The organism is Kribbella jejuensis (assembly GCF_006715085.1).
Classification (GTDB): Bacteria; Actinomycetota; Actinomycetes; order Propionibacteriales; family Kribbellaceae; genus Kribbella; species Kribbella jejuensis.
On the sequence record NZ_VFMM01000002.1, the window covers coordinates 212,923 to 232,087 of the forward strand.

The 19,165-nt window shown below is 68.2% G+C and carries 19 protein-coding genes; 14 read left to right on the forward strand and 5 right to left on the reverse strand.

Annotated elements, in window-relative coordinates; genetic code table 11:
* The first annotated feature begins 109 nt into the window (after positions 1-109).
* On the forward strand, positions 110-1,420 hold the full coding sequence (locus FB475_RS20945) for a GGDEF domain-containing protein (RefSeq protein WP_202878460.1): 1,311 nt from the start codon (positions 110-112) through the stop codon (positions 1,418-1,420).
* A 20-nt stretch (positions 1,421-1,440) separates the two neighbouring features.
* Here the strand turns inward: FB475_RS20945 and FB475_RS20950 are convergent, their stop codons facing one another.
* On the reverse strand, positions 1,441-1,893 hold the full coding sequence (locus tag FB475_RS20950) for a hypothetical protein (RefSeq protein ID WP_141858269.1): 453 nt from the start codon (positions 1,891-1,893) through the stop codon (positions 1,441-1,443).
* A gap of 100 nt (positions 1,894-1,993) precedes the next feature.
* Here FB475_RS20950 and FB475_RS20955 point away from each other — a divergent pair, with 100 nt between their 5' ends.
* The 8 genes from FB475_RS20955 (at position 1,994) to FB475_RS20990 (ending at position 11,379) form a co-directional block, all read left to right on the forward strand.
* On the forward strand, positions 1,994-4,516 hold the full coding sequence (locus FB475_RS20955) for an ATP-binding protein (RefSeq protein ID WP_141858270.1): 2,523 nt from the start codon (positions 1,994-1,996) through the stop codon (positions 4,514-4,516).
* A gap of 105 nt (positions 4,517-4,621) precedes the next feature.
* The gene (locus tag FB475_RS20960) at positions 4,622-5,467 is read left to right on the forward strand and encodes a DUF11 domain-containing protein (RefSeq protein ID WP_202878461.1); all 846 of its coding nucleotides are present in this window, start codon (positions 4,622-4,624) and stop codon (positions 5,465-5,467) included.
* A 161-nt stretch (positions 5,468-5,628) separates the two neighbouring features.
* The gene (locus FB475_RS20965; protein WP_141858271.1) at positions 5,629-7,251 is read left to right on the forward strand and encodes a type 2 periplasmic-binding domain-containing protein; all 1,623 of its coding nucleotides are present in this window, start codon (positions 5,629-5,631) and stop codon (positions 7,249-7,251) included.
* Positions 7,251-8,210, forward strand: a complete 960-nt coding sequence (locus FB475_RS20970) for an ABC transporter permease (protein ID WP_238332318.1) — start codon at positions 7,251-7,253, stop codon at positions 8,208-8,210. Before FB475_RS20965 ends, FB475_RS20970 begins: the two co-directional genes overlap by 1 nt.
* The gene (locus FB475_RS20975; protein WP_141858272.1) at positions 8,207-9,082 is read left to right on the forward strand and encodes a carbohydrate ABC transporter permease; all 876 of its coding nucleotides are present in this window, start codon (positions 8,207-8,209) and stop codon (positions 9,080-9,082) included. Before FB475_RS20970 ends, FB475_RS20975 begins: the two co-directional genes overlap by 4 nt.
* Positions 9,083-9,098: 16 nt before the next feature.
* Entirely contained in the window at positions 9,099-10,091 is a 993-nt protein-coding gene (locus tag FB475_RS20980) for a LacI family DNA-binding transcriptional regulator (protein WP_202878462.1), read from the forward strand.
* The gene (locus FB475_RS20985) at positions 10,088-10,849 is read left to right on the forward strand and encodes an aminoglycoside 3'-phosphotransferase (RefSeq protein ID WP_141858273.1); all 762 of its coding nucleotides are present in this window, start codon (positions 10,088-10,090) and stop codon (positions 10,847-10,849) included. The genes FB475_RS20980 and FB475_RS20985 overlap by 4 nt, the downstream gene beginning before the upstream one ends.
* Before the next feature lie 2 nt (positions 10,850-10,851).
* Positions 10,852-11,379, forward strand: coding sequence for an MOSC domain-containing protein (locus FB475_RS20990; protein ID WP_141858274.1), 528 nt, complete (start codon positions 10,852-10,854; stop codon positions 11,377-11,379).
* Here FB475_RS20990 and FB475_RS20995 read toward each other — a convergent pair.
* The 4 genes from FB475_RS20995 to FB475_RS21010 all read right to left on the reverse strand — a co-directional run bounded on the left by FB475_RS20995 (position 11,363) and on the right by FB475_RS21010 (position 13,848).
* Positions 11,363-12,535 (reverse strand): FAD-dependent monooxygenase, encoded by a 1,173-nt coding sequence (locus FB475_RS20995; RefSeq protein ID WP_141858275.1) that lies wholly within the window; start codon positions 12,533-12,535, stop codon positions 11,363-11,365. The two genes, FB475_RS20990 and FB475_RS20995, sit on opposite strands and share 17 nt — an antisense overlap.
* Positions 12,536-13,087, reverse strand: a complete 552-nt coding sequence (locus FB475_RS21000) for a TetR/AcrR family transcriptional regulator (RefSeq protein WP_141858276.1) — start codon at positions 13,085-13,087, stop codon at positions 12,536-12,538.
* A 102-nt stretch (positions 13,088-13,189) separates the two neighbouring features.
* Positions 13,190-13,612, reverse strand: a complete 423-nt coding sequence (locus FB475_RS21005) for a hypothetical protein (RefSeq protein WP_141858277.1) — start codon at positions 13,610-13,612, stop codon at positions 13,190-13,192.
* Between the two features lie 20 nt (positions 13,613-13,632).
* On the reverse strand, positions 13,633-13,848 hold the full coding sequence (locus FB475_RS21010; protein WP_141858278.1) for a hypothetical protein: 216 nt from the start codon (positions 13,846-13,848) through the stop codon (positions 13,633-13,635).
* A 58-nt stretch (positions 13,849-13,906) separates the two neighbouring features.
* Here FB475_RS21010 and FB475_RS21015 point away from each other — a divergent pair, with 58 nt between their 5' ends.
* The 5 genes from FB475_RS21015 (at position 13,907) to FB475_RS21035 (ending at position 19,162) form a co-directional block, all read left to right on the forward strand.
* A complete protein-coding gene (locus tag FB475_RS21015) occupies positions 13,907-14,698 on the forward strand; it encodes a class I SAM-dependent methyltransferase (protein ID WP_141858279.1) in 792 nt (263 codons plus the stop codon).
* 163 nt (positions 14,699-14,861) lie between these two features.
* Positions 14,862-16,076, forward strand: coding sequence for a neutral zinc metallopeptidase (locus FB475_RS21020; RefSeq protein WP_141858280.1), 1,215 nt, complete (start codon positions 14,862-14,864; stop codon positions 16,074-16,076).
* 18 nt (positions 16,077-16,094) lie between these two features.
* Complete coding sequence (locus FB475_RS21025; protein ID WP_141858281.1) at positions 16,095-17,366, forward strand: neutral zinc metallopeptidase; 1,272 nt, start codon at positions 16,095-16,097, stop codon at positions 17,364-17,366.
* Positions 17,366-18,271 (forward strand): neutral zinc metallopeptidase, encoded by a 906-nt coding sequence (locus tag FB475_RS21030; protein WP_141858282.1) that lies wholly within the window; start codon positions 17,366-17,368, stop codon positions 18,269-18,271. The genes FB475_RS21025 and FB475_RS21030 overlap by 1 nt, the downstream gene beginning before the upstream one ends.
* 165 nt (positions 18,272-18,436) lie before the next feature.
* On the forward strand, positions 18,437-19,162 hold the full coding sequence (locus tag FB475_RS21035; RefSeq protein WP_141858283.1) for a neutral zinc metallopeptidase: 726 nt from the start codon (positions 18,437-18,439) through the stop codon (positions 19,160-19,162).
* Positions 19,163-19,165: the final 3 nt, after the last annotated feature.

Genomic DNA, 19,165 nt, shown 5'->3' on the forward strand with positions numbered 1-19,165 from the left:
AGGGCGGCCTCCTCTCGCGAATCTGAGGCAGTAACAGGGTCGCCGTGACATTGCGTTAATGCGGCAGCTACTCTGTGACAAGGACCGACTGTGAGGCGGGGGTCTTGTCATGAGTATCAGGCATCGGCTGGCGCAACGTCGCTTCCGCCGGCGCACCGATGATGGCTGGGCTCCGACTCGCTGGGCGCTGTGGAAGCAGCCGCGGATCGTTCTCGGCTACGTGCTGGCCGTCGAGTTCCTGACCGCGATCGTGCTGGTGTCCACCTTCGGTCTGGTCTCGGTGACGGTGAGTGACTGGATCCGGTTCGGCGTCCTGCTGGTCGGATCGGCGATCCATCTGGAGGCCGCGCGGGACATCGAGCGGCTGCGCAAGGTCGGCGCCGAGGGCATCCCGTACGTGAATCTCAAGGGGATGTGGACGTTCGCCGGCGTCCTGCTGCTGCCGCCGCCGATGGCGGTCGCGCTGATCTTCTGCACCTACCTGCACTCCTGGCTTCGGGTCCGGCGGGTTCCGCCGTTCCGCTCCGTGTTCACCGCGACGACCCTCGTACTGGCCGGTGCCGCGGCCGCGGTCGTCCTCGCCGCGATCCGGCCCGGTGTGTACCCGGGCTACCCGTCCGGTCCGCTCGGGCTCGTCGCGGTGGTCGCGGCCGGGCTGGCGTACTGGTTCGTGAACTACGCGCTGATCGTCGGCGCGATCATGCTGTCCAACCCCGACGCCCCGGGCCGGAACGCGGTCGGCCGGCTGTCCGATCAGCTCATCGTCGCGGGTTCGCTGGGCCTCGGTGTCGCTACCGCGGCGTTGCTGCTCAGCCAGCCGTGGGCGGTCGCCGTTCTGCTGCTGACGATTCTCGGCCTGCACCGGGCGCTGCTCGTCGACCAGTTCCAGACCGAGTCCCGGACGGATCCGAAGACCGGCCTGGCCAACGCGCGGTTCTGGCACGAGATCGCCCGGCGCGAGTTCGCCGGCGCGGAGCGGACCCATTCGCCGCTCGGTGTGCTGTACCTCGATCTCGACCACTTCAAGACGATCAACGACACCTACGGCCACCGGGCCGGCGACGAAGCGCTCAAGGCTGTGGCGGACGAGCTGCGCCACGAGGTGCGCGACGACGACCTGGTCGGACGGCTCGGTGGCGAGGAGTTCGCGATCCTGCTGCCGCAGACGTCCGCGGAGGACACCGCCCTGGCCGCGGAACGGATCCGGCGCCGCGTCGCCGCGCTCGCGATCACCATCACCACGAGCAACGGTCCGGTGGTCTGCGACACCATCACGTGCTCGATCGGCGCCGCGACGTACCCGGACTCCGGCAACACCCTCGACGAGCTGCAAATGGCGGCCGACCTGGCCATGTACCAGGCCAAAGACACCGGCCGAAACCGCGTCATCTCCGCCCCGACCGGCAAGACCGAGTCCTGACCAACCTTGGTTGGGGACAGTCAGTCGACTGCGGTGATGTGGTGCTCTGTGGTGTTGAAGGTGAAGGTGTCGCCGGGGTGTAGGCCCTTGATTGCTTTGTAGAGGGGCGCGTCGGTGGTCATGCCCTCGTAGGTCACGCCGTCGCTCTCGAACGGGGAGCTGGCTACGCCGACGACGTAGTGGTTGTCGTCGAGTACGACGATGGCGCCCGGTCCGACCTCGTCCGTGGGGCCGAAGTCGAGCTGCTCGGCCAGGGCGACGGTGCCGTGTTGCCGCTCCTCGACATGTTCGAACAGGCTACCGAGGTCGGCGGCCTCGTCGGACTGGGACCGCTCGTCGGGCGCGAAGACGGTGTCCTGATCGAGCCGGGCCGCCGAGTCCTCCCGGTCGACGGCGGCGCCGGTCGCGCGCAGGTGCGCCTCGAGGTGTGCCAGCAGAGCATCCTTCACGCGCAGTTTCGCGTTGCTGTCCATCGCGGAACCTCCTCGATCGTTGCCCGACCCGTACCAGTGTCGCGCACGCAGTTCGCGACGAGTTCTCGACGTGCGCTGGATCGGGTTCGAGACTTGGCGCATGGGTGGGGGAATGGTGGCGATGTTGTTCTCGGACATCGAGGGGTCGACGATGCTGCTGCGCCGGCTGGGCGACCGGTATCTCGAGGCGCTCGAGGCGCACCGGCGGATCCTGCGCTCAGTGTGGACGGCGTACGGCGGTACCGAACTGGGCACCGAGGGCGACAGCTTCTTCGTGGTGTTCCCGACCGCAGGCGACGCGGTCCGCGCGGCGGTCGACGGGCAACGCGGGCTCGAGACGCACACCTGGCCGGACGCGGAGCGGCTGCGGGTACGGATCGGCATCCACACCGGTACGCCTGGCGTGCACGACGGCGACTACTGGGGCATGGACGTTCATCTTGCGGCGCGCATCGCGGCGGCCGCGCACGGTGGCCAGATCGTGGTCTCCGCGGTCACCAGGGAACTCGCGCACGGCATCACGGTCCGCGACCTCGGAACCCATCATCTGAAGGACATTCCGGAACCCGAACGCCTGTACCAAGTCACTGCCGACGGCCTGCAGACCGACTTCCCGGCACCGCGGACGCTCGGTACGGCGACCAGCCTCCCGGCCCCGGCGACGCCACTCCTCGGCCGCGACCACGACGTCGAGCGCATCAGGGCGCTGCTCGCGGATCCGGACGTCCGGCTCGTCACGCTGACCGGACCGGGTGGCGCGGGCAAGACCCGGCTCGCGATCGGCGCCGCGGCCGAGCTCCCGGCCAGGTTCCCCGGCGGTGTGTACTTCGTACCGCTCGCAGCAGCCACGTCCGGGCAGGTGCTGTGGTCGACGATCGCCGAGGTCCTGGACATCCCGCCGCGCGAGCGCGGCCGGGTGGTCGCGTACCTCGCCCAACGCACGCTGCTGCTGGTCCTCGACAACCTCGAACAACTCCAGGACGCCGGCCAGATAGTTGCCGAGATCATCGAAGGCGCCGGACAGGTGAAACTGCTCGTCACGTCCCGGCGCGCACTCGGGCTGCCTGGCGAGTACCGGCATCCGGTGGTTCCGCTGCAGGCCGGCGATGCTGACTCGGCCGCCGTACAGCTCTTCGTGCAACGTGCTCGAGCGGTGCGGCCCGAGTTCACGCTGACACCGGAGAACACGGCCGATGTCGTCGAGCTCTGCCGGCGACTCGACGGGCTGCCACTGGCGATCGAGCTGTGTGCGCCGCGCGTACGCCTGCTGAGCGTCAAGGAGCTGTCCGCACGGATCGGTCAGGCGCTGGACATCGCATCGACGAGTTCGGCGACGCCGGAACGTCAGCGCACGCTGCGCGCCACGATCGCCTGGTCGGATGCGCTGCTCACCCCCGAGTACCGGCGTACGTTCCGGCAACTCTCGGTCTTCGCCGGCGGCGCCGGGCTGGCCGCTGTCCAGAAAGTTGTCACCGGCATCGATCCGCTGGACGCGATCGCCGAGCTGTGCGACGCCAACCTGATCACGCTCGTCGAGGGACCGGACGGCACGCGCATCCGGCTCCTGGAGACCGTGCGGCAGTACGCCGCCGAGGGACTCACCGCCAAGCACGAAACCGCCCATGCCGTCTATTACGCCGACCTGGCTGAGGAGCTCGAACGCACGAAGCAGACCTCGCCCGACTACCCGATCGAGCGCGCCGAGGCCGACCTGGACAACTTCCGGGCGGCGCTCGCGTGGTCGACCGAGAACGACGTACCGACGGCTCTGCGGCTGTGCTCGGCGCTCGGCTGGGTCTGGATGCTCGGCGGCTACCTGGCCGAGAGCCGCGCCCGGCACGAGGAGGTCGTGGCTGCCGCCGGTACGACAGCCTCGCCGGAGCTGGCCGCGTGTCTACGTGGCCTGAGCAACCTGCTGCTGGTCCAGGGCGAGATCGAGCGCGCGCACGAGGTGACGACCCGCAGTCTGCAGCTGGCCCGGGACCTCGGCGATCCGGCCGGCGTCGCGTTCGGGCTGACCGTTCTCGGTTCGGTACAACGCGCGCAGGGCGACTTGGAGGCGGCTCGGACGACGCTGACCGACGCGGTGGGCCGGCTGCGTGCTCTCGACGAGCCGTGGCGGCTGGCCCGGGTGCTCGGCCATCTCGGCGGGATCGAGGAGGAGCTCGGGAACTTCGGGCCCGCGGAGGAGCTGTTGCGCGAGGCACTCACCCGAACCGAGGAACTCGGGGACGTGCACGAGATCGCCGCTCAGGGACAGAACCTGGCCTACCTGCTGATCCTCGCCGGGCGGCTCTCCGAAGCCGCTGACCTGGTCCTCGAGCTGCGGCCGACCGTGCTGGCGCTCGGCAGCCCGGGCCTCACGATGGCGTTCTCGAACACCGCGATGAATCTGTTGCTCCGTCGCGGCGATCCGGTCGGCGCGGCGCGCTTGTTCGGTGCGGAGGAGGCAATGGGCGAGCGCCTGCAGATCCCCAATCCGTACCTGGCCGAGGAGCTCGCCGAGGCGCTCGAGCTGGTCGGCGACACGCTGTCCCGCGCCGATTGGGAGGGGTATCGCCAGGCGGGGCGGGCGGAGCGGGTCGAGGATCTGCTGGACCGGTTGACGTTTCCGGCCGGTTGACCACCGAGAGTACGGAACTACATACTGCTTCCACCGCCGTCGGCGGGCTGCTGTGGGGGCAGCTGGGGACTCATGGGGAAACGAGGGGGGCACGCTGTGCATGCCTTGAAGTTGTTTCGTGCTGCGCTGATCACGGGGATTCTCGGTACGTCGCTGGCGGTTCCGGCGACCGCTATGGCCGAGGACCCGCCGCCGACCAGCTCCGTCGACGTCAGTTCGACGACATTGAACCCGGGGGACACCTTCACCGTCACCGAGACGGTGTACAACAAGATCGCGATCCCGATCGAGGGCGGCAAGGCGGCCCTGTACGCCCAGGGCGCCAACCTGACCGACTGGGTCGACCTGGTCAGTTGCACGGGGGCAACGATCTGCTATCCGTTCAACGGCCAGCACTTCCGCGGTGACGTCGGCGACGTACCGCCGGGCGAGAGCCGGACCGTGGTGTTCACGTTCCGCGTGAAGGACGACCCGGCGGCCGGTCCGTTCGTACTGGTGGACCAGTTCATCGGCGACAACTACTCGTTCGATGCCTACACCGGGCCGACGATCACGATCACGCCGCGAGCGGCCGATGTCGCGGTGTCGCTGACCGCGTCGGCGCGGAGCCTGCTCACGACGCGGATCACGTACACGATCACCGTCAAGAACAACGGACCGGGCGACGCGACCGGGATCCGGGTGGTCGGCACCTATCCGGCCGGCCTGGTCTGGGCGGGCTCGACCTGTACCCGCGTGGGTACGACGAGATCCGTCAACTGCGACATCGCCTCGCTGGCGGCCGGCGCGAGTACGACGCGCACGCTCTCGGCGGACACCACGCTGCTCACGGTCGGATCGTTGACCGCGACGGCGCAGCGGACGGCGAGCTCGCCGGACGATCCGGTGGCGGCGAACGACAAGGCCAGCCGCACCTGCAACGCGCTGACCGGGTTGATCGTGCACTGCTGACGTACTGAGGTTTCGCTGACGGCCGGCGGCCGCGGGTTCTCGAGTCCCCGCGGCCGCCGGCTTCTGTTGTGTGTCTTGCGTCGAGGGGTGGCAGAGGTTTACGGTCCGGGTTAACGTTTAAGTGAGTGTTAGTGAGCACTTCTTCGAAACTTGGAGCAACTATGATCAGTCGGCGGCGGTTTCTGCAGGTGAGCGGGGCGGCCCTCGGCGCCTCGACGCTGGCAGCCTGCGGGGACGGTGGAGCAGCAGGAGGCGGTGCGAAGGCGTCGAGCGAGCTCAAGCTACCGACGTACAAACCGTTCGAAGGGCTGCACCCGGACCTGCCCGGGGCCGCGTCCGGCCTCGAGCCCGGCTTCCTGAGGTTCCCGGCGGACGCGGTGGCGAGCGTCAAGGCGCCGCCGCTGAAGAACGCGGTGACCGCGCTCACCGAAACGTTCGCGACCCCGCCGCCGCCGATGGGCAGCAACCCGATGTGGCAGGCACTCAACCAGGCGCTCGGCGCCGAGCTCAAGCTCACCATCGGCACCGACCCGGGCTATCCGGAGAAGTTCGCCACGCTGCTGGCCAGCGATTCGCTGCCGGACCTGATGTGGCTGCCGCCGAACCAGGGCATCCCGAACATCGGCCCGATGCTCGAGGCGAAGTTCCAGGACCTGACCAAGTACCTGTCCGCCGACGCCGTGCTGGAGTACCCGAACCTGGCCGCGCTGAAGCCGGCCTCCTGGCGGACGGCTGTTGTCAACGGCAAGATCTGGGGTGCGCCGATCCCGTCCACACCGTTCGGCCAGGTGATGATGGGCAATCCGAAGACCTGGGCGAAGGTCGGCGGTCTGCAGTGCAGCACGGCGGACGAGTTCTTTGCCAAGTGCAAGGAGCTGACCAACGGTACGAACTATGCGCTCGAGCCGGCCATCATCAACATGCTGCACATGTTCGGCGAGTGGTTCGGTGCCCCGAACTCCTGGCGGGTGAACCAGGACCGGTCGCTGACGCACCTGTACGAGACCGACAACTACAAGGCCGCCGTCGAGTACGCCGCCAAGCTCTGGGCCGCGAAGGTCTTCTACCCCGACCTCAACCTCGCCGACGCGACGCCGAAGACCGTGAACGGGCAGATCGCCGCGCAGGTCGTGGTCGGTCCGCGAGCGACCGCGGACTTCCGCAATCTCGACCCGACGCTGTTCGTGGACACGATGATCCCGTTCGGCCACGACGGCAAGGCGAAACCCACCTACGACATGGGCTACGGCACGGTCGGGTTCACGCCGTTCAAGAAGACCGGCGAGGGCCGGATCCGCGAGCTGCTCGCGCTGATGGACTACCTGTCGGCGCCGTTCGGCACCAAGGAGTACCTGGTGAAGAACTTCGGCGTCGAGGGCCAGCAGTACCAGCTGGACGCGCAGGGGAACCCGGTGCTCACCAAGGCCGGCAACCAGCAGGCGCCGGGCCTGGTCAGTGCGCTGCAGATCATGAACTCGCCGGAGAGCGTGATCTTCAACCCGGCGTACCCTTCCGACACCCAGAAGATCTACGCGACCGAGCAGAAGCTGCTGAAGTACGCGATGCGGAACCCGACCGCCGGCACGTACTCCGACACGTCGAGCAAGGTCGGCCCGAAGCTGACCGCGGCGTTCCGGGACACCATCGTCGACATCGTCACCGGCCGGCACAAGATGGACGCGTACGACGCGGCGCTGAAGCGCTGGAAGTCCGGCGGCGGTGACAAGATGCGGGACGAGTTCGCGGCCGTACTGCCGGCGAGCGTTCCGGTCACCGGCTCGTGATGCTGAAGCCGAGCGCCCCGAAGCGGCAGGCCAGGAACGGCCTGCCGCTGAAGGCGAAGTGGGCCCGGGACTGGCAGATGGTGCTGCTGATGATCCCCGGTGTGCTGTTCCTGCTGGTGTTCTTCTACCTGCCGGTGATCGGCAACGTGGTCGCGTTCCAGGACTTCCAGCCGTACCTCGGGATCATGCACAGCGAGTGGAACGGCCTGCAGAACTTCGTCAATCTCTACGACAACCCGGACTTCTGGGACGCGCTGCGGAACACGCTGCTGCTGGCCGGCGTCCAGCTGCTGCTGTTCTTCCCGGTGCCGATCGGGCTGGCGCTGATCGTCGACTCGCTGGTCAGCAACCGTTTCCGGAAATGGTTCCAGACGATTGCCTACCTGCCGCACTTCCTGTCCTGGGTGCTGGTCGTGACGCTGTTCCAGCAGTCGCTGGGCGGGGCCGGCTTCGTCAACAACCTGCTCCGGCACGCGGGCCTGGACCCGATCCCGTTCATGACGAATCCGGACACGTTTCCGCTGCTGGTCGTCGCGCAGCTGATCTGGAAGGACGCCGGCTGGGCGATGATCATCTTCCTGGCCGCGCTGACGACTGTGGACGTGTCGCTCTACGAAGCGGCCGCCGCGGACGGCGCCGGCCGCTGGCGGCGGATGTGGCACATCACGCTGCCGTCGCTGCGCACCGTCATCGTGCTGCTGCTGATCCTGCGGATCGGCGACATCCTCAGCGTCGGGTTCGAGCAGTTCATCCTGCAACGCGACTCGGTCGGCCCGGGCGCTGCCGAAGTACTGGACACGTTCACGTACTACGCGGGTGTGGTCGGTGGTGACTGGAGCAGCGGCGCCGCGGCCGGGTTGGCCAAGGGCGTGGTCGGAGCCCTGCTGCTGTGGGGCGCGAACTCGCTCGCGCACCGGTTGGGCGAACCGGGCATCTTCCAGAAACGAGGCGTTTCATGAGGCCGGTGTGGAAGGAGAGCCCGTCTCCTGGCTACCAGGCGATCAAGGCGGTGATCCTCGGCGGCTTCGCGCTGGTGATCGTGATCCCGATCCTGGTCGTGATCTCGACGTCGCTGGCCAGCGACAAGGACATCATCAACGCCGGCGGATACGTGCTGTGGCCCTCGCATCCGACGTTCAAGGCATACCAGACGCTGTTCTCCGGTGGGCTGATGGGCCGGGCGATCCTGGTCAGCGTGTTCGTCACCGTGGTCGGTACGGCGATCGCACTGGCGGTGACGATCGCGCTCGCGTACGCCACCTCGCGGCCGGTGCTGTTCGGCCGGCCGGTGTTGCTGATGGTGCTGTTCACGTTGCTGTTCGCGCCCGGCATCATCCCCATGTTCCTGGTGGTGAAGCAGCTCGGGCTGCTCGACAGCCTGTGGTCGCTGATCCTGCCGGGCGCGCTCGGTGCGTTCAACTTCGTTGTCCTGCGCACCTTTTTCATGAACGTGCCGGGCGAACTGCTGGAGAGCGCGCGGATCGACGGCGCCAGCGACTTCACGATCCTGCGCCGGATCATCATGCCGCTGTCGAAGGCGGTGATCGCGGTCGTCGGGCTGTTCTACGCGGTCGGGTTCTGGAACGCGTTCTTCAATGCGTTGCTCTACCTGAACGACACGTCGAAGTGGCCGGTGCAGGTGATCCTGCGGACGTACGTGCTGCAGGGCAAGTCGCTGTCCGCGGATCAGCTCGGCGTACACCCGCCGCCGCAACCGCAGTCCCTGCAGATGGCCGTCGTGGTCGTCGCGCTGGTACCGATCGCGATGGTCTACCCGTTCCTCCAGCGCCACTTCACCAAGGGCGTCATCACCGGCGCAGTCAAGGGCTAGGGCATAAGCTCGCTCTATGTCCTCACCTTTGGCGGAGCGGCCGACGCTGCGGATGGTGGCGAAGGAGGCGGGTGTCTCGGTCGCGACCGTGTCGTACGTGCTGTCCGGGCGGCACCGCAGCCACACGATCAAGGACTCGACCGCGGACCGGGTCCGCGAGGCCGCGTCCCGCCTGGGTTACCGGCGCAACGACGCGGCCCGCGCGATCCGGACCGGCAAGTCGGACTTGGTCCTGCTCTCGCTGAGCGTGCTCGCGGACCCGTGGTCGCAGGCGGTCGCGGCCACCGTCAGTTCGGCGGTGAGCCCGCTCGGCAAGACCGCGCTGATCGTCGCCGACGGCGACTGGCGGACGGTACTGACGAACCGGACGCCGGACGTGATCTTCATCGACAGCATCAAGCCGGATCCTTCGCACGCCGAGGAGCTCGCCGCCTTCGCCGCGCAGGGTGTGCAGATCGTCGTGTTCAGCGAAACCCTGGAGCCGCAAGGCTTCGACGTGATCCGCTCCGGTGCAGAACCGCGCTGTCACCTCGCGGTCGAGCACCTGCTCGAACACCACGACCGGGTCGGCGCACTGACCTCGCGGACGACGGGGTTCGCGCGCTTCGACGCGTACGTCAACACGCTGCGCGCGGCCGGCAAGCCGATCGACAGCAACCAGATCGAGGTCTTCGAGCAGCACCCCGAGGGCGCGTACCGGGCCGCGATGGCGTTGCTGTCCAAGCCGGATCGGCCGACCGCGCTCTACTGTACGACCGACTTCGCCGCGATCGCCGCGGTCCGGGCGGCGCACCGGCTGCGGATCGACGTACCGCGGGACCTGGCCATCGTCGGCGTCGGCAACACGCCCGAGGGCGAGACGCTGGACCCGTCGCTGTCCACCGTCGGCCCGGTCGGCTTCAACGAGGCACTCGCGAACATCATCGTCGGACGCTTGACCGATCGAGAGGGTGCGCCTGGTGAAGTGTTCGACTTCCCCTGGCAACTGATCGTCCGGGAATCTTCTTGAGCGAACCGAAGCTCGTACCGCCGGGTCAAGGCTGGACCGTCGTCGACGTCGGCGAGTCCGATACGACGGTCTACTGCCGAGGAAACGTCTACGCCAAGTGTTGCGCCGCGCCCGGCGTAGCCGAACTGTCTGCCGAACGCGACCGGATCAGCTGGCTGTCCGGCACCGGGGTGCCTGGGGCAACAGTCATGGATTGGTCGGAGTCGGACGAAGGCGCGTGCTTGCTGACGTCTGCGGTGCCGGGGGTCCGTGGTGATCTCCTACCCAGCAGCTCGCACGAGCGGGCGATGTGGAGTCTGGGGCGGGTGTTGCGGGAGCTGCATTCGCTGGAGGGCTGTCCGTTCGAGCGGCCGTTGGCGGAGGTGATTGCTACCGCGGCGGACGTCGTACGGCGGGGTGCTGTCAATTCGCAGTTCCTGACCGACGAGTGGCGCAGGGTTCCGCCGGAGGAGTTGCTGGCGGAGGTCGTTGCTGAGAGCGCCTACGTGGAGAAGGTGCTGGAACCGGTCGTCTGTCACGGGGACGCCTGCCTGCCGAACATCTTCTTCGATCCGGACACGCTGGAGGTGACCGGGCTGATCGACCTCGGGCGGCTCGGGATCGCCGACCGGTACGCCGACCTCGCGCTCACCACGATCCAGCTGCACGACGAGTGGTCCGCGGACCCGGCGCCGTTCCTCCAGGCATACGGCGTACCCGATCCGGACCCGCGCCGCCTACACTTCTTCCGCCTTCTCGACCCACTGACCTGGGGCTGACCATGACCGAAGTCGACATCGTCGCGTTCGTCGTATCCCGTGAGCACGCGTTCGACGGCCGCCCCGGCGACGGTCCGCGCCCGGACCCGGCGCCGGTCGACCGTGCGGAGATCGAGGTCCGCGCCGGCCTCGGCATCGTCGGCGACCGGTACTACGGCCAGACCATCCACAAGAACGCCGCCGTCACCTTCATCGACGAGGCGTCCCTCGACGAGGTGGTCCGCGTACTCGGCCTGCCCGGCCCGCTCGACCCACACCTGACCCGTCGCAACATCACCCTCCGCGGCTTCCCGATCGACGAACTCGCCGCCCGCCGGACCCCCGACGGCACCCGCCACCCGGGCCGCCGCTTCACTCTCGACGGCATCACCTTCCAGGCCAACCGCCCCGCCAACCCGTGCGCCTGGATGGACGAGGTCCTCGCGCCCGGCGCCATGAAGGCCCTCCGCAAGCGCGGTGGCATCCGCGCCACCCCGCTCACCTCAGGCACCCTCCGCCTCGGCCCAGCGACCCTCACCGTCCTCGACTGACCGGAACCTCGGACCCGAGCTCCCGGATCAACGTCGTCGGCTTCCCCGCGATCGAACGACGCAGTCCCGGCATCCGCAGTACTTTCAGCAACATCCGCCGCGCAACCAACTCCCAGCGGCTCCTCGGCAAGAACCACCGCGCGGTCGACCGCGCAACCTTCTGCTTCTCCTCGACCACCGGCCGCCAAATGCGTTCGTACTCGGCCATGCCGGCCTCGACCGACGACGCCGCAACCAACTTCTCCGCCAGCAAGAAGGCACCGGCAATCCCCAGCGACGCGCCTTGCCCGGCCAGCAACGACACCGCGCCGCACGCGTCACCGACGAGCACGACCCGTCCCGAACTCCATCGCGGCATCACCACCTGCGCGACCTGGTCGTAGTAGATCCGCTCCGGCTCCGGACACAACGCCAACGCCCGCGGCACCACCCACCCCAGCCCCGAGTACGCCGACCTGATCGCGGCTCGGGTGTCCGCCGGTACGTCGGGATCCGCCGTCCGGTGCACCGCGAACGACGCCACCCGCCCGTCCCGCAACGCGTAGAACCCGAACTGGCTGCCCCGCGTGTCGGTCAGGCAGAACCGCCCGCCGATCTCGTCGTGAATCTCCGGCGCGTCGAAGCTGTACGCCGCCGTGTGGAACCCGAGGAACCTGACGTACGACGAACCGAACACCTCCCGGCGTACGGCGGAATGGATGCCGTCGGCACCTATCAGGGCATCCCCGTCCAGCGACGACCCGTCCGCGAGCTCCACCCGAACGCCGTCGGCGCGCGACGTGACGCCGGTGAGCGTCGCGCCGTACCGCAGCTCCACTGTGCTGGGCAGGTGATCGCGCAGTACCTTCTCAAGGTCCGGCCGCATCACGCTGAGCAGGTCGCCCTCGGCGAACTGCTTGATGTCGATCCCCGCCTGCCGGCGGCCGCGTTCGTCGACGAGGACCGCCTCGTCGACGTGGTACGCGACCTCCTGCAGCGCGGGCAGCAGGCCCATCGCGGCCATCGCGTCGTACCCCGGACCGAAGAAGTCGATCATGTAGCCCTGCGGGCGCGGGCCGGGGCTCCGCTCGAGCACAGTGACGTCCTGGCCGAGCGTCGAGAGGCGGTTTGCCAGCGCCAGTCCGGCGATCCCGGCTCCGCAGATGATTGCATGCATTCAACTCACCAGCCTTTGCAGAACAGCCTTTAGCGCCGGGGGTTCCGGCCCGAGGGTGCGGTGGAGGAGCAGGCCGTCGATGGCGGCGGCGAGGACGGCGGCGGTTCCGGCCGGCTCCGGTACCTGGTGGATCGTCAGCCAGTCGGCGACCCGGGTCCGGAAGTCGGTGAGGATCGCGGCGATCTGCGTACGCAGGCGTTCGTCGCGGGTCGCGGCCAGGTACGTCTCGGTGAAGAGCAGCGACATCGGGTCGGTTCCGTCGTACTGCTCGACCGAGGCCAGCATGGCCTCGATCCCGGCGGCCGGCGTGGTCGCGGCCATGAACAGCTCGTCGGTTGCCGCCAGCACCTGGCGCATGGCGGCGATCGCGGCGGCGGTCAGTACGTCCTGGACCGACGAGAAGTGGTAGTGCACGACGCTCGGCGTGACCCCGGCGCGGTCGGCGAGGATGCGGGTGCTGACGGCGGACCAGCCGCGTTCGGGGATCAGTTCGGCCGCCGCGGCCAGCAGCCGCAGCCGGACCTCCTGACCTTGCTTTGCCGTCGGCGCCATCTCGAAATCCTCCAGGGCGATCGTCCTGTACGATCGTCCTGATCGTAGCGATGAGAACAGCCCGGGCACAAGGCCCGGGCTGGACGGGACTACCTCACGGACCTACTTACGGCCGAACTTCCACCATTTCGGCTTGTTCATCTTGATCTCGTCCGGCTCCATCGGCGGCGGCACCGGCGGGCGCGACTCCTCGGTCAGGAAGTTGCCGGACTCGGTGTCGTACGGCGTGACGCCGAGCTTGCGGCTGATCTCCATCACGATCGGGATCGACCGCGGACCGTCGTTCAGGTAGAAGGTGATGTCGTGGACCTCGACACCCTTGCCGATCGTCATCTCGACGTCGAAGTCCGCGCTCCGCAGCGCCAACCACGACGGCTTGCTGGTGTCGACGTCCGGCACCACCTCCCGCACCGCCGCCACCACCTCGGTCGCGGTCCCGACCGAGGGCGGCTCGTAGTCGACCGGCACGTCGTCGAGGCGTCGAATGCCTCCTGGCCCTCGCATCGCATACACAGCCCAGCTCATACCCCCAGCATGCCAGGCGGTCAGCGTTTACGCGCCGCGAGGATCGCAAACGTCAGGTACTGGCCCTTGTCGGCTTCGAGCATCCCGATCGATCCGGACCGCCGCTCGTCCCGGTACCCGGCGACCGCACGTGACCACCGCAGCCAGTCCGCCCACCCGTTCTCCTGGAGCCGGGCCGCAGTGACATCGACCAACTCGGTGGTCGCCCACCGGAACTGAGGTCCGTCATCCGGCACAGGGTAGCGGTGGGTAAACGGGATGTGCTTGGGATTTCTGGCGGGGCAGAGTGGGGGAATGGTTGAACTTGATCCGGTGATCCGGTCGTTCTATCGGGATCGGTACGTCGAGGACGAGCGGCTGGTGGTGCGCGGGCACGGGCGGCTGGAGTTCGTGCGGACGCAGGAGTTGCTGCGGCGGTGGTTGCCGCCGGCGTCCGTCGTACTGGACGTCGGTGGTGCGACCGGCGTCCACGCGCGGTGGCTGGCGGTGGACGGGCATCAGGTGACGTTGGTGGATCCGGTGCCGGAGCACGTCTCGGCGGCCGCCGCCGTCGGGGGTTTCGCGGCTGAGGTCGGTGATGCACGGGCACTGCGGCAGGCGGATGCGAGTGTGGACGTGACGCTGCTGCTCGGTCCGCTGTATCACCTCGTGGACGCCGCGGACCGCGCGCAGGCGCTGGCGGAGGCCGTACGGGTGACGCGGCCCGGTGGCTTGGTCGTCGCGGCGGCGATCAACCGGTACGGCGGGTTACTCGAAGCCGGCAGCAACGGGACGCTGACCGACGAGAATCTCCACGTGTTCACCGAGGCGTTCGCGTCCGGCGCGATCGACGGGTCGTACGGGTTCACAGTCGCGTACTTCCACCACGCCGACGAACTGGCCGGCGAACTCGCGGCCGCCGGCCTCGCTGAGGTCGACGTACTCGGGGTGGAAGGTCCGGCCGCGAACATCCTTCAGAACGCCGCTCCGGAGCAGGTCGACGACCTGCTCCCGTCCGCGGTGCTGTTCGCGCGGCTGGTCGAGTCCGACCCGAACCTCCGCGCCGCCAGCCCACATTTCCTCGCCCACGGGCGGGTAGCCGGCTGACCGCGTTCCGTGACGGCGGTCGCGAAACGATGTCAAAAGCTGCAATCCGGTTCTCCGGATGGCGGTCCAGGCCGTAATATCAGCCGGCGGCCGGCACTGGGGGTGTTCCGGCCATTCTGATGGGGACCGGCACTCGTCCGGTACTGGGGAGAAGCGGAAAAGTATGGCGGACAAGCCGGTACCCAAGCCTGGTCACTTCCTGCCCGGCGGCGACGGCCACCAGAGCACGGCAGAAACCGGCACCACGGATTCGGAAAGCCGCGGAACCGTCCCGGTGGCTCCGTTGGCGGCACCCACGCCACGGCTCGGCGGCGACCGGGAGCCGGTCCAGCCGCAGCTCTCCGGCAGCCGGCTCGACTCCCGCCGGACGACGCTGTCCGGCACCCGGTTCGGCCCGCCGGCCGCGGATGACCGAGCGGCCGCGGCGTACCGCGAGGTGTTCCACCCCGAGCCGATCCCGTTCATGCCGAAGAAGCGCTCCAAGGGCCTGGTCGCGCTGATCGTCGTCGCGGTCCTGCTCGTCGTCGGTGGCGGGGTCACGTTCGTGCTCAAGGTGCTGCCGAAGTTCGACGACTACGTCGCGAACCCGATGGGTACGCCGTCGGTGAAGTCCAGCGACGGACCGGCGACCACTGATCCGGCCGCGAAGGGCACGCCGGACGCCGACATCGTCGGAAAGAACGCGATCTACACCGCCGGCAAGCTGGCGGTGGCGAAGTGCCAGGAGCCGGCGTTCCGCCCGACCTCCGAGGAAAACGTGCGCTCGTACTACCAGGCGCTGACCGCATGTATGGACAAAGCCTGGGAGCCGATCGTCACCAAGGCCGGGTTCACGTTCCGCTCGCCGCGGCTGATCGTGTTCGACGACGGCGAGGAGACCGCCTGCGGCGTACAGCAGGACCTCGCGCTGTACTGCCAGGACGACCAGGGCGGCAGCGTCACGATGCCGTGGCAGAAGATCGTCGAGAACTACCCGAAGCACAAGGCGGAGACCCGCGCGGAGATGGCGCAGACCTTCAGCTTCGTGTACGGCGTACATGTCCAGAACCTGACCGGGATGGCCGAGGCCGCCGACAACCTCGCCGACACCGCCGCGAACAAGGCCGCCGAGCTCGAGGTGCACCGCCGGGCCGCGCTGCAGGCGTCCTGCTTCGGCGCGGCGTTCTTCGGCGCCGCGAAGGCGAGCTTCCCGCTCCGCGGCGAACTGCTGACGCAGTGGAACGACCTGGTCAAGCGCAGCGGCGACGAGAACTCCAAGGACAAGACCCGCGACCACGGCTCCGCCAAGAGCGTCGCACTGTGGATGAACCAGGGCTTCGCGACGACCAACCCCGGGGCCTGCAACACTTTCGTCGCAGCATCCGCGAAGGTCAGCTGAGCCAGATGGGAACGATCGATGCCTGACTCCGACGAGGGCGTGCCGAAGCCGGGCCATTTCAGCACCGGCGAGCCGGCGCCAGGTAGCCGTCCGCTGACCCTGCGCTCCGCCCAGCCCGCCGGCCTCGGCAAGGCTCGCTCGGTCGCGTTCGACGAGTCGTCCGTGCGCCGCAAGGCCCGTCCGCTGCCGACCGAACCTGGCACCGAGAGCGAGTACAGCGGTCCGCCCGCCGCACCGCTGACAGCCCCGCCCCCGACCCTCCTGACCGGCACCCGCCGCCCCGGCGGCCCCCGCCCGTCCGGCTGGCACTCGAACCCGTCCCGGGCCGGCGCCCAGTTCACCTCCGAACTGCCACCGCTGAAACCACCCCGCCAGTTCTCCCGCCCGATCATCGCGGGCCTGTCCGTTCTGGTGGTCATCATGCTGACCGCAGCCGGCATCGGCGGCTTCAAACTGGTCAACTCCTACGGCGTCCAACGCCCCCTCTCCCAACCATCGGTCAAGAAGTCCGAGGCCCCCCTCCCGCTACCCCCCGACCCGACCGTCACGGTGACGGCTACCCCGACCCCGGATGTGCAGCGCCTGCGCCAGAACGAGATCTACACAGCCGGCCCGGTGGTGGCCGTCAGCTGCAAGGAGCCGGCTATCAAGCCGAACTCCCAGTCGGCGATCCTGCGGTACTACAAGGCACTGCTGCCCTGCCTGGACAAGGCGTGGGCGCCGGTGATCAAGCGAGCCGGCTATACCTTCCGCTCGCCGAAGGTGGTGCTGCAGACGAACCAGCCCGGCGCCAACACCGGGTGCACCGGCGAGGAGGACGTCGCCTACTACTGCGGTGTCGACGAGAGCATCAACATCAGCTGGAAGAACGACCTCAAGTACTACAAGAGCGATCCGCTCGCGGCGCGGGTGTGGATGATCGACACGATGGCCCACGAGTACGGCCACCACGTCCAGGAGATGACCGAGATGCTCACGGCTGCCTGGTCGCGCGAAGGCTGGGCGAAGACCAAGGCCGAGGAACTCGACTGGACCCGCCGCAAGGAACTGCAGGCGACCTGCTTCGGGGCTGCGTTCCTGGGTGCCAACAAGAAGTCCCTCGGCCTGTCCGGCAACAAGCTGAAGATCTGGCAGTGGGAAGCCCAGCACACCGGCGACGAGTACAACCCGAAGAAGATCCGCGACCACGGCTCCCGCAAGAACAACTGGGCCTGGTCCGCCCCCGCCTTCACCAGCGCCAACCCCAGCTCCTGCAACACCTTCAAAGCCCCCGCCGCCAAGGTCAGCTGATGCGCCGTTGGGGGGCGGTGGGGTTGCTCGTCGTGCTGGCTACGACGGCTTGCGGCGCTACGACGCCGGTTGCGGTGGGCACGCCGTCTGTGTCGACAGCCCCGACACCGACACCCACCCCGATCCGGACACCGACCCCGACGCCGGTGAAGGTGACGACGCCGTCGGATCCGATCACGTACGGCATGACCGAAGGCGTCGTACGCAACAAGCTCTACACGGCCGGCAAGGTGTCCGTGATGCGATGTGCGTTGCCACGGCCTGAACTGACGACGAAGACCGGTCTGCTGGCGTACGGCAAGGTGCTGGTGGCGTGCATGAGCAAGGCGTGGGCACCGCTGGTGCAGAAGTCCGACGCGGTCCTCGCCGACGTCGAACTGATCGCATACAGCGCGCGGCACCCGAAGGCGACGCCGGAGTGCACGGATCCGCCCGCGTATGCGGACGCGTTCTACTACTTCGGCGGGTTCACAGGGAAGATCTGCTTCGACGCCGACACCTTCCTCGGCTCGCGGGACCAGGAGTTCAACCTCGTCGACTTCGAGCAGTTGATCGCGCACGAGTACGGGCACCACGTGCAGTACTCGGTCGGGATCCTGACGCTGTACGACGAGCTCATGCGCGGGAAGTCTCCGGCCGGGCAGTACGAGGTGATGCGACGCAAGGAGTTGCAGGCGAGCTGCCTCGGCGCCGCGTTCCTCGGCGCGAACAGGCGACTCTTCGGGCTGTCCGGTGAGCGGCTCAGCGACTGGCGGTACGTCGTCAACCACGTGGGCGACGAGTACAGCAAGGTCCGTGACCACGGCTCCCGCAAGAACCACGCCTACTGGACGACGCACGCCTTCACTGCAGCAGATCCCAAGGCCTGCAACACGTTCACCGCGCCTGCCGGGAAGGTGGCCTGAGGCGTGCGTGCGGGGGCACTGGTTGTTGGGCTGGTGCTGGTTGTTGGTGGGTGTTCACCGGTGGCTGTAGCGCCGCCGGTCGATACGCCGACCAGTGTGCCGACTCGGGTGCGGCCTACCCCGACACATACACCTACGCCGGCTCCGGCGAAGGTGACTGCTTCCATGTCGTTGGAGGAGACCTATCTGCTGCACAACAAGGTCTACTCGGCTGGGCGGGTGGCGGCGGTTTCGTGTCGGTTGCCGGATAGTGGGTTGGTGTCGCGGAAGGACGTGCGGCTGTACGCGAACGCAGTGCTGGACTGTCTGCAGCGGGCCTGGAAGCCCGTCGTGGAGCGGGCGGACGTCGTATACCAGCCGACGAAGGTGTATGTCGTCGACGACGGTGACCGGACCGCGTGTGGGCCGTTCAACGAGGATGATGCGGACGCGTTCTACTGCGACGGGAACACCGGCATCTACCTCGGATGGAAGGATCACGTCGCGGACGAGGACTACCCGAAGGTGTGGGCGCAGACCTATCTGCAGTTCGTGATGGCGCACGAGTTCGGGCACCACGTGCAGCAGTTGGTCGGCATCTCGACGTACTACGACGACCGCTGGGACCGCACCAAGGGTTCGGCCCAGCTCGAGCAGACCCGCCGCCTCGAACTACAGGCAACCTGCTTCGCCGCAGCCTTCCTCGGCGCGAACCAGGACACCCTGAACCTGCACGGCGCACGTCTCGCGGCCTACCATGACGCGGCGTACGTCGGCGACGAGGACGACCCGTCCGCCCCCCACGACCACGGCTCCAGCAAAAGCAGCACCTACTGGTCCGACGCAGCCTTCACCACCAAGTCCCCCGCATCCTGCAACACCTGGTCCGCCCCACCCAAACGAGTCGCCTGACGC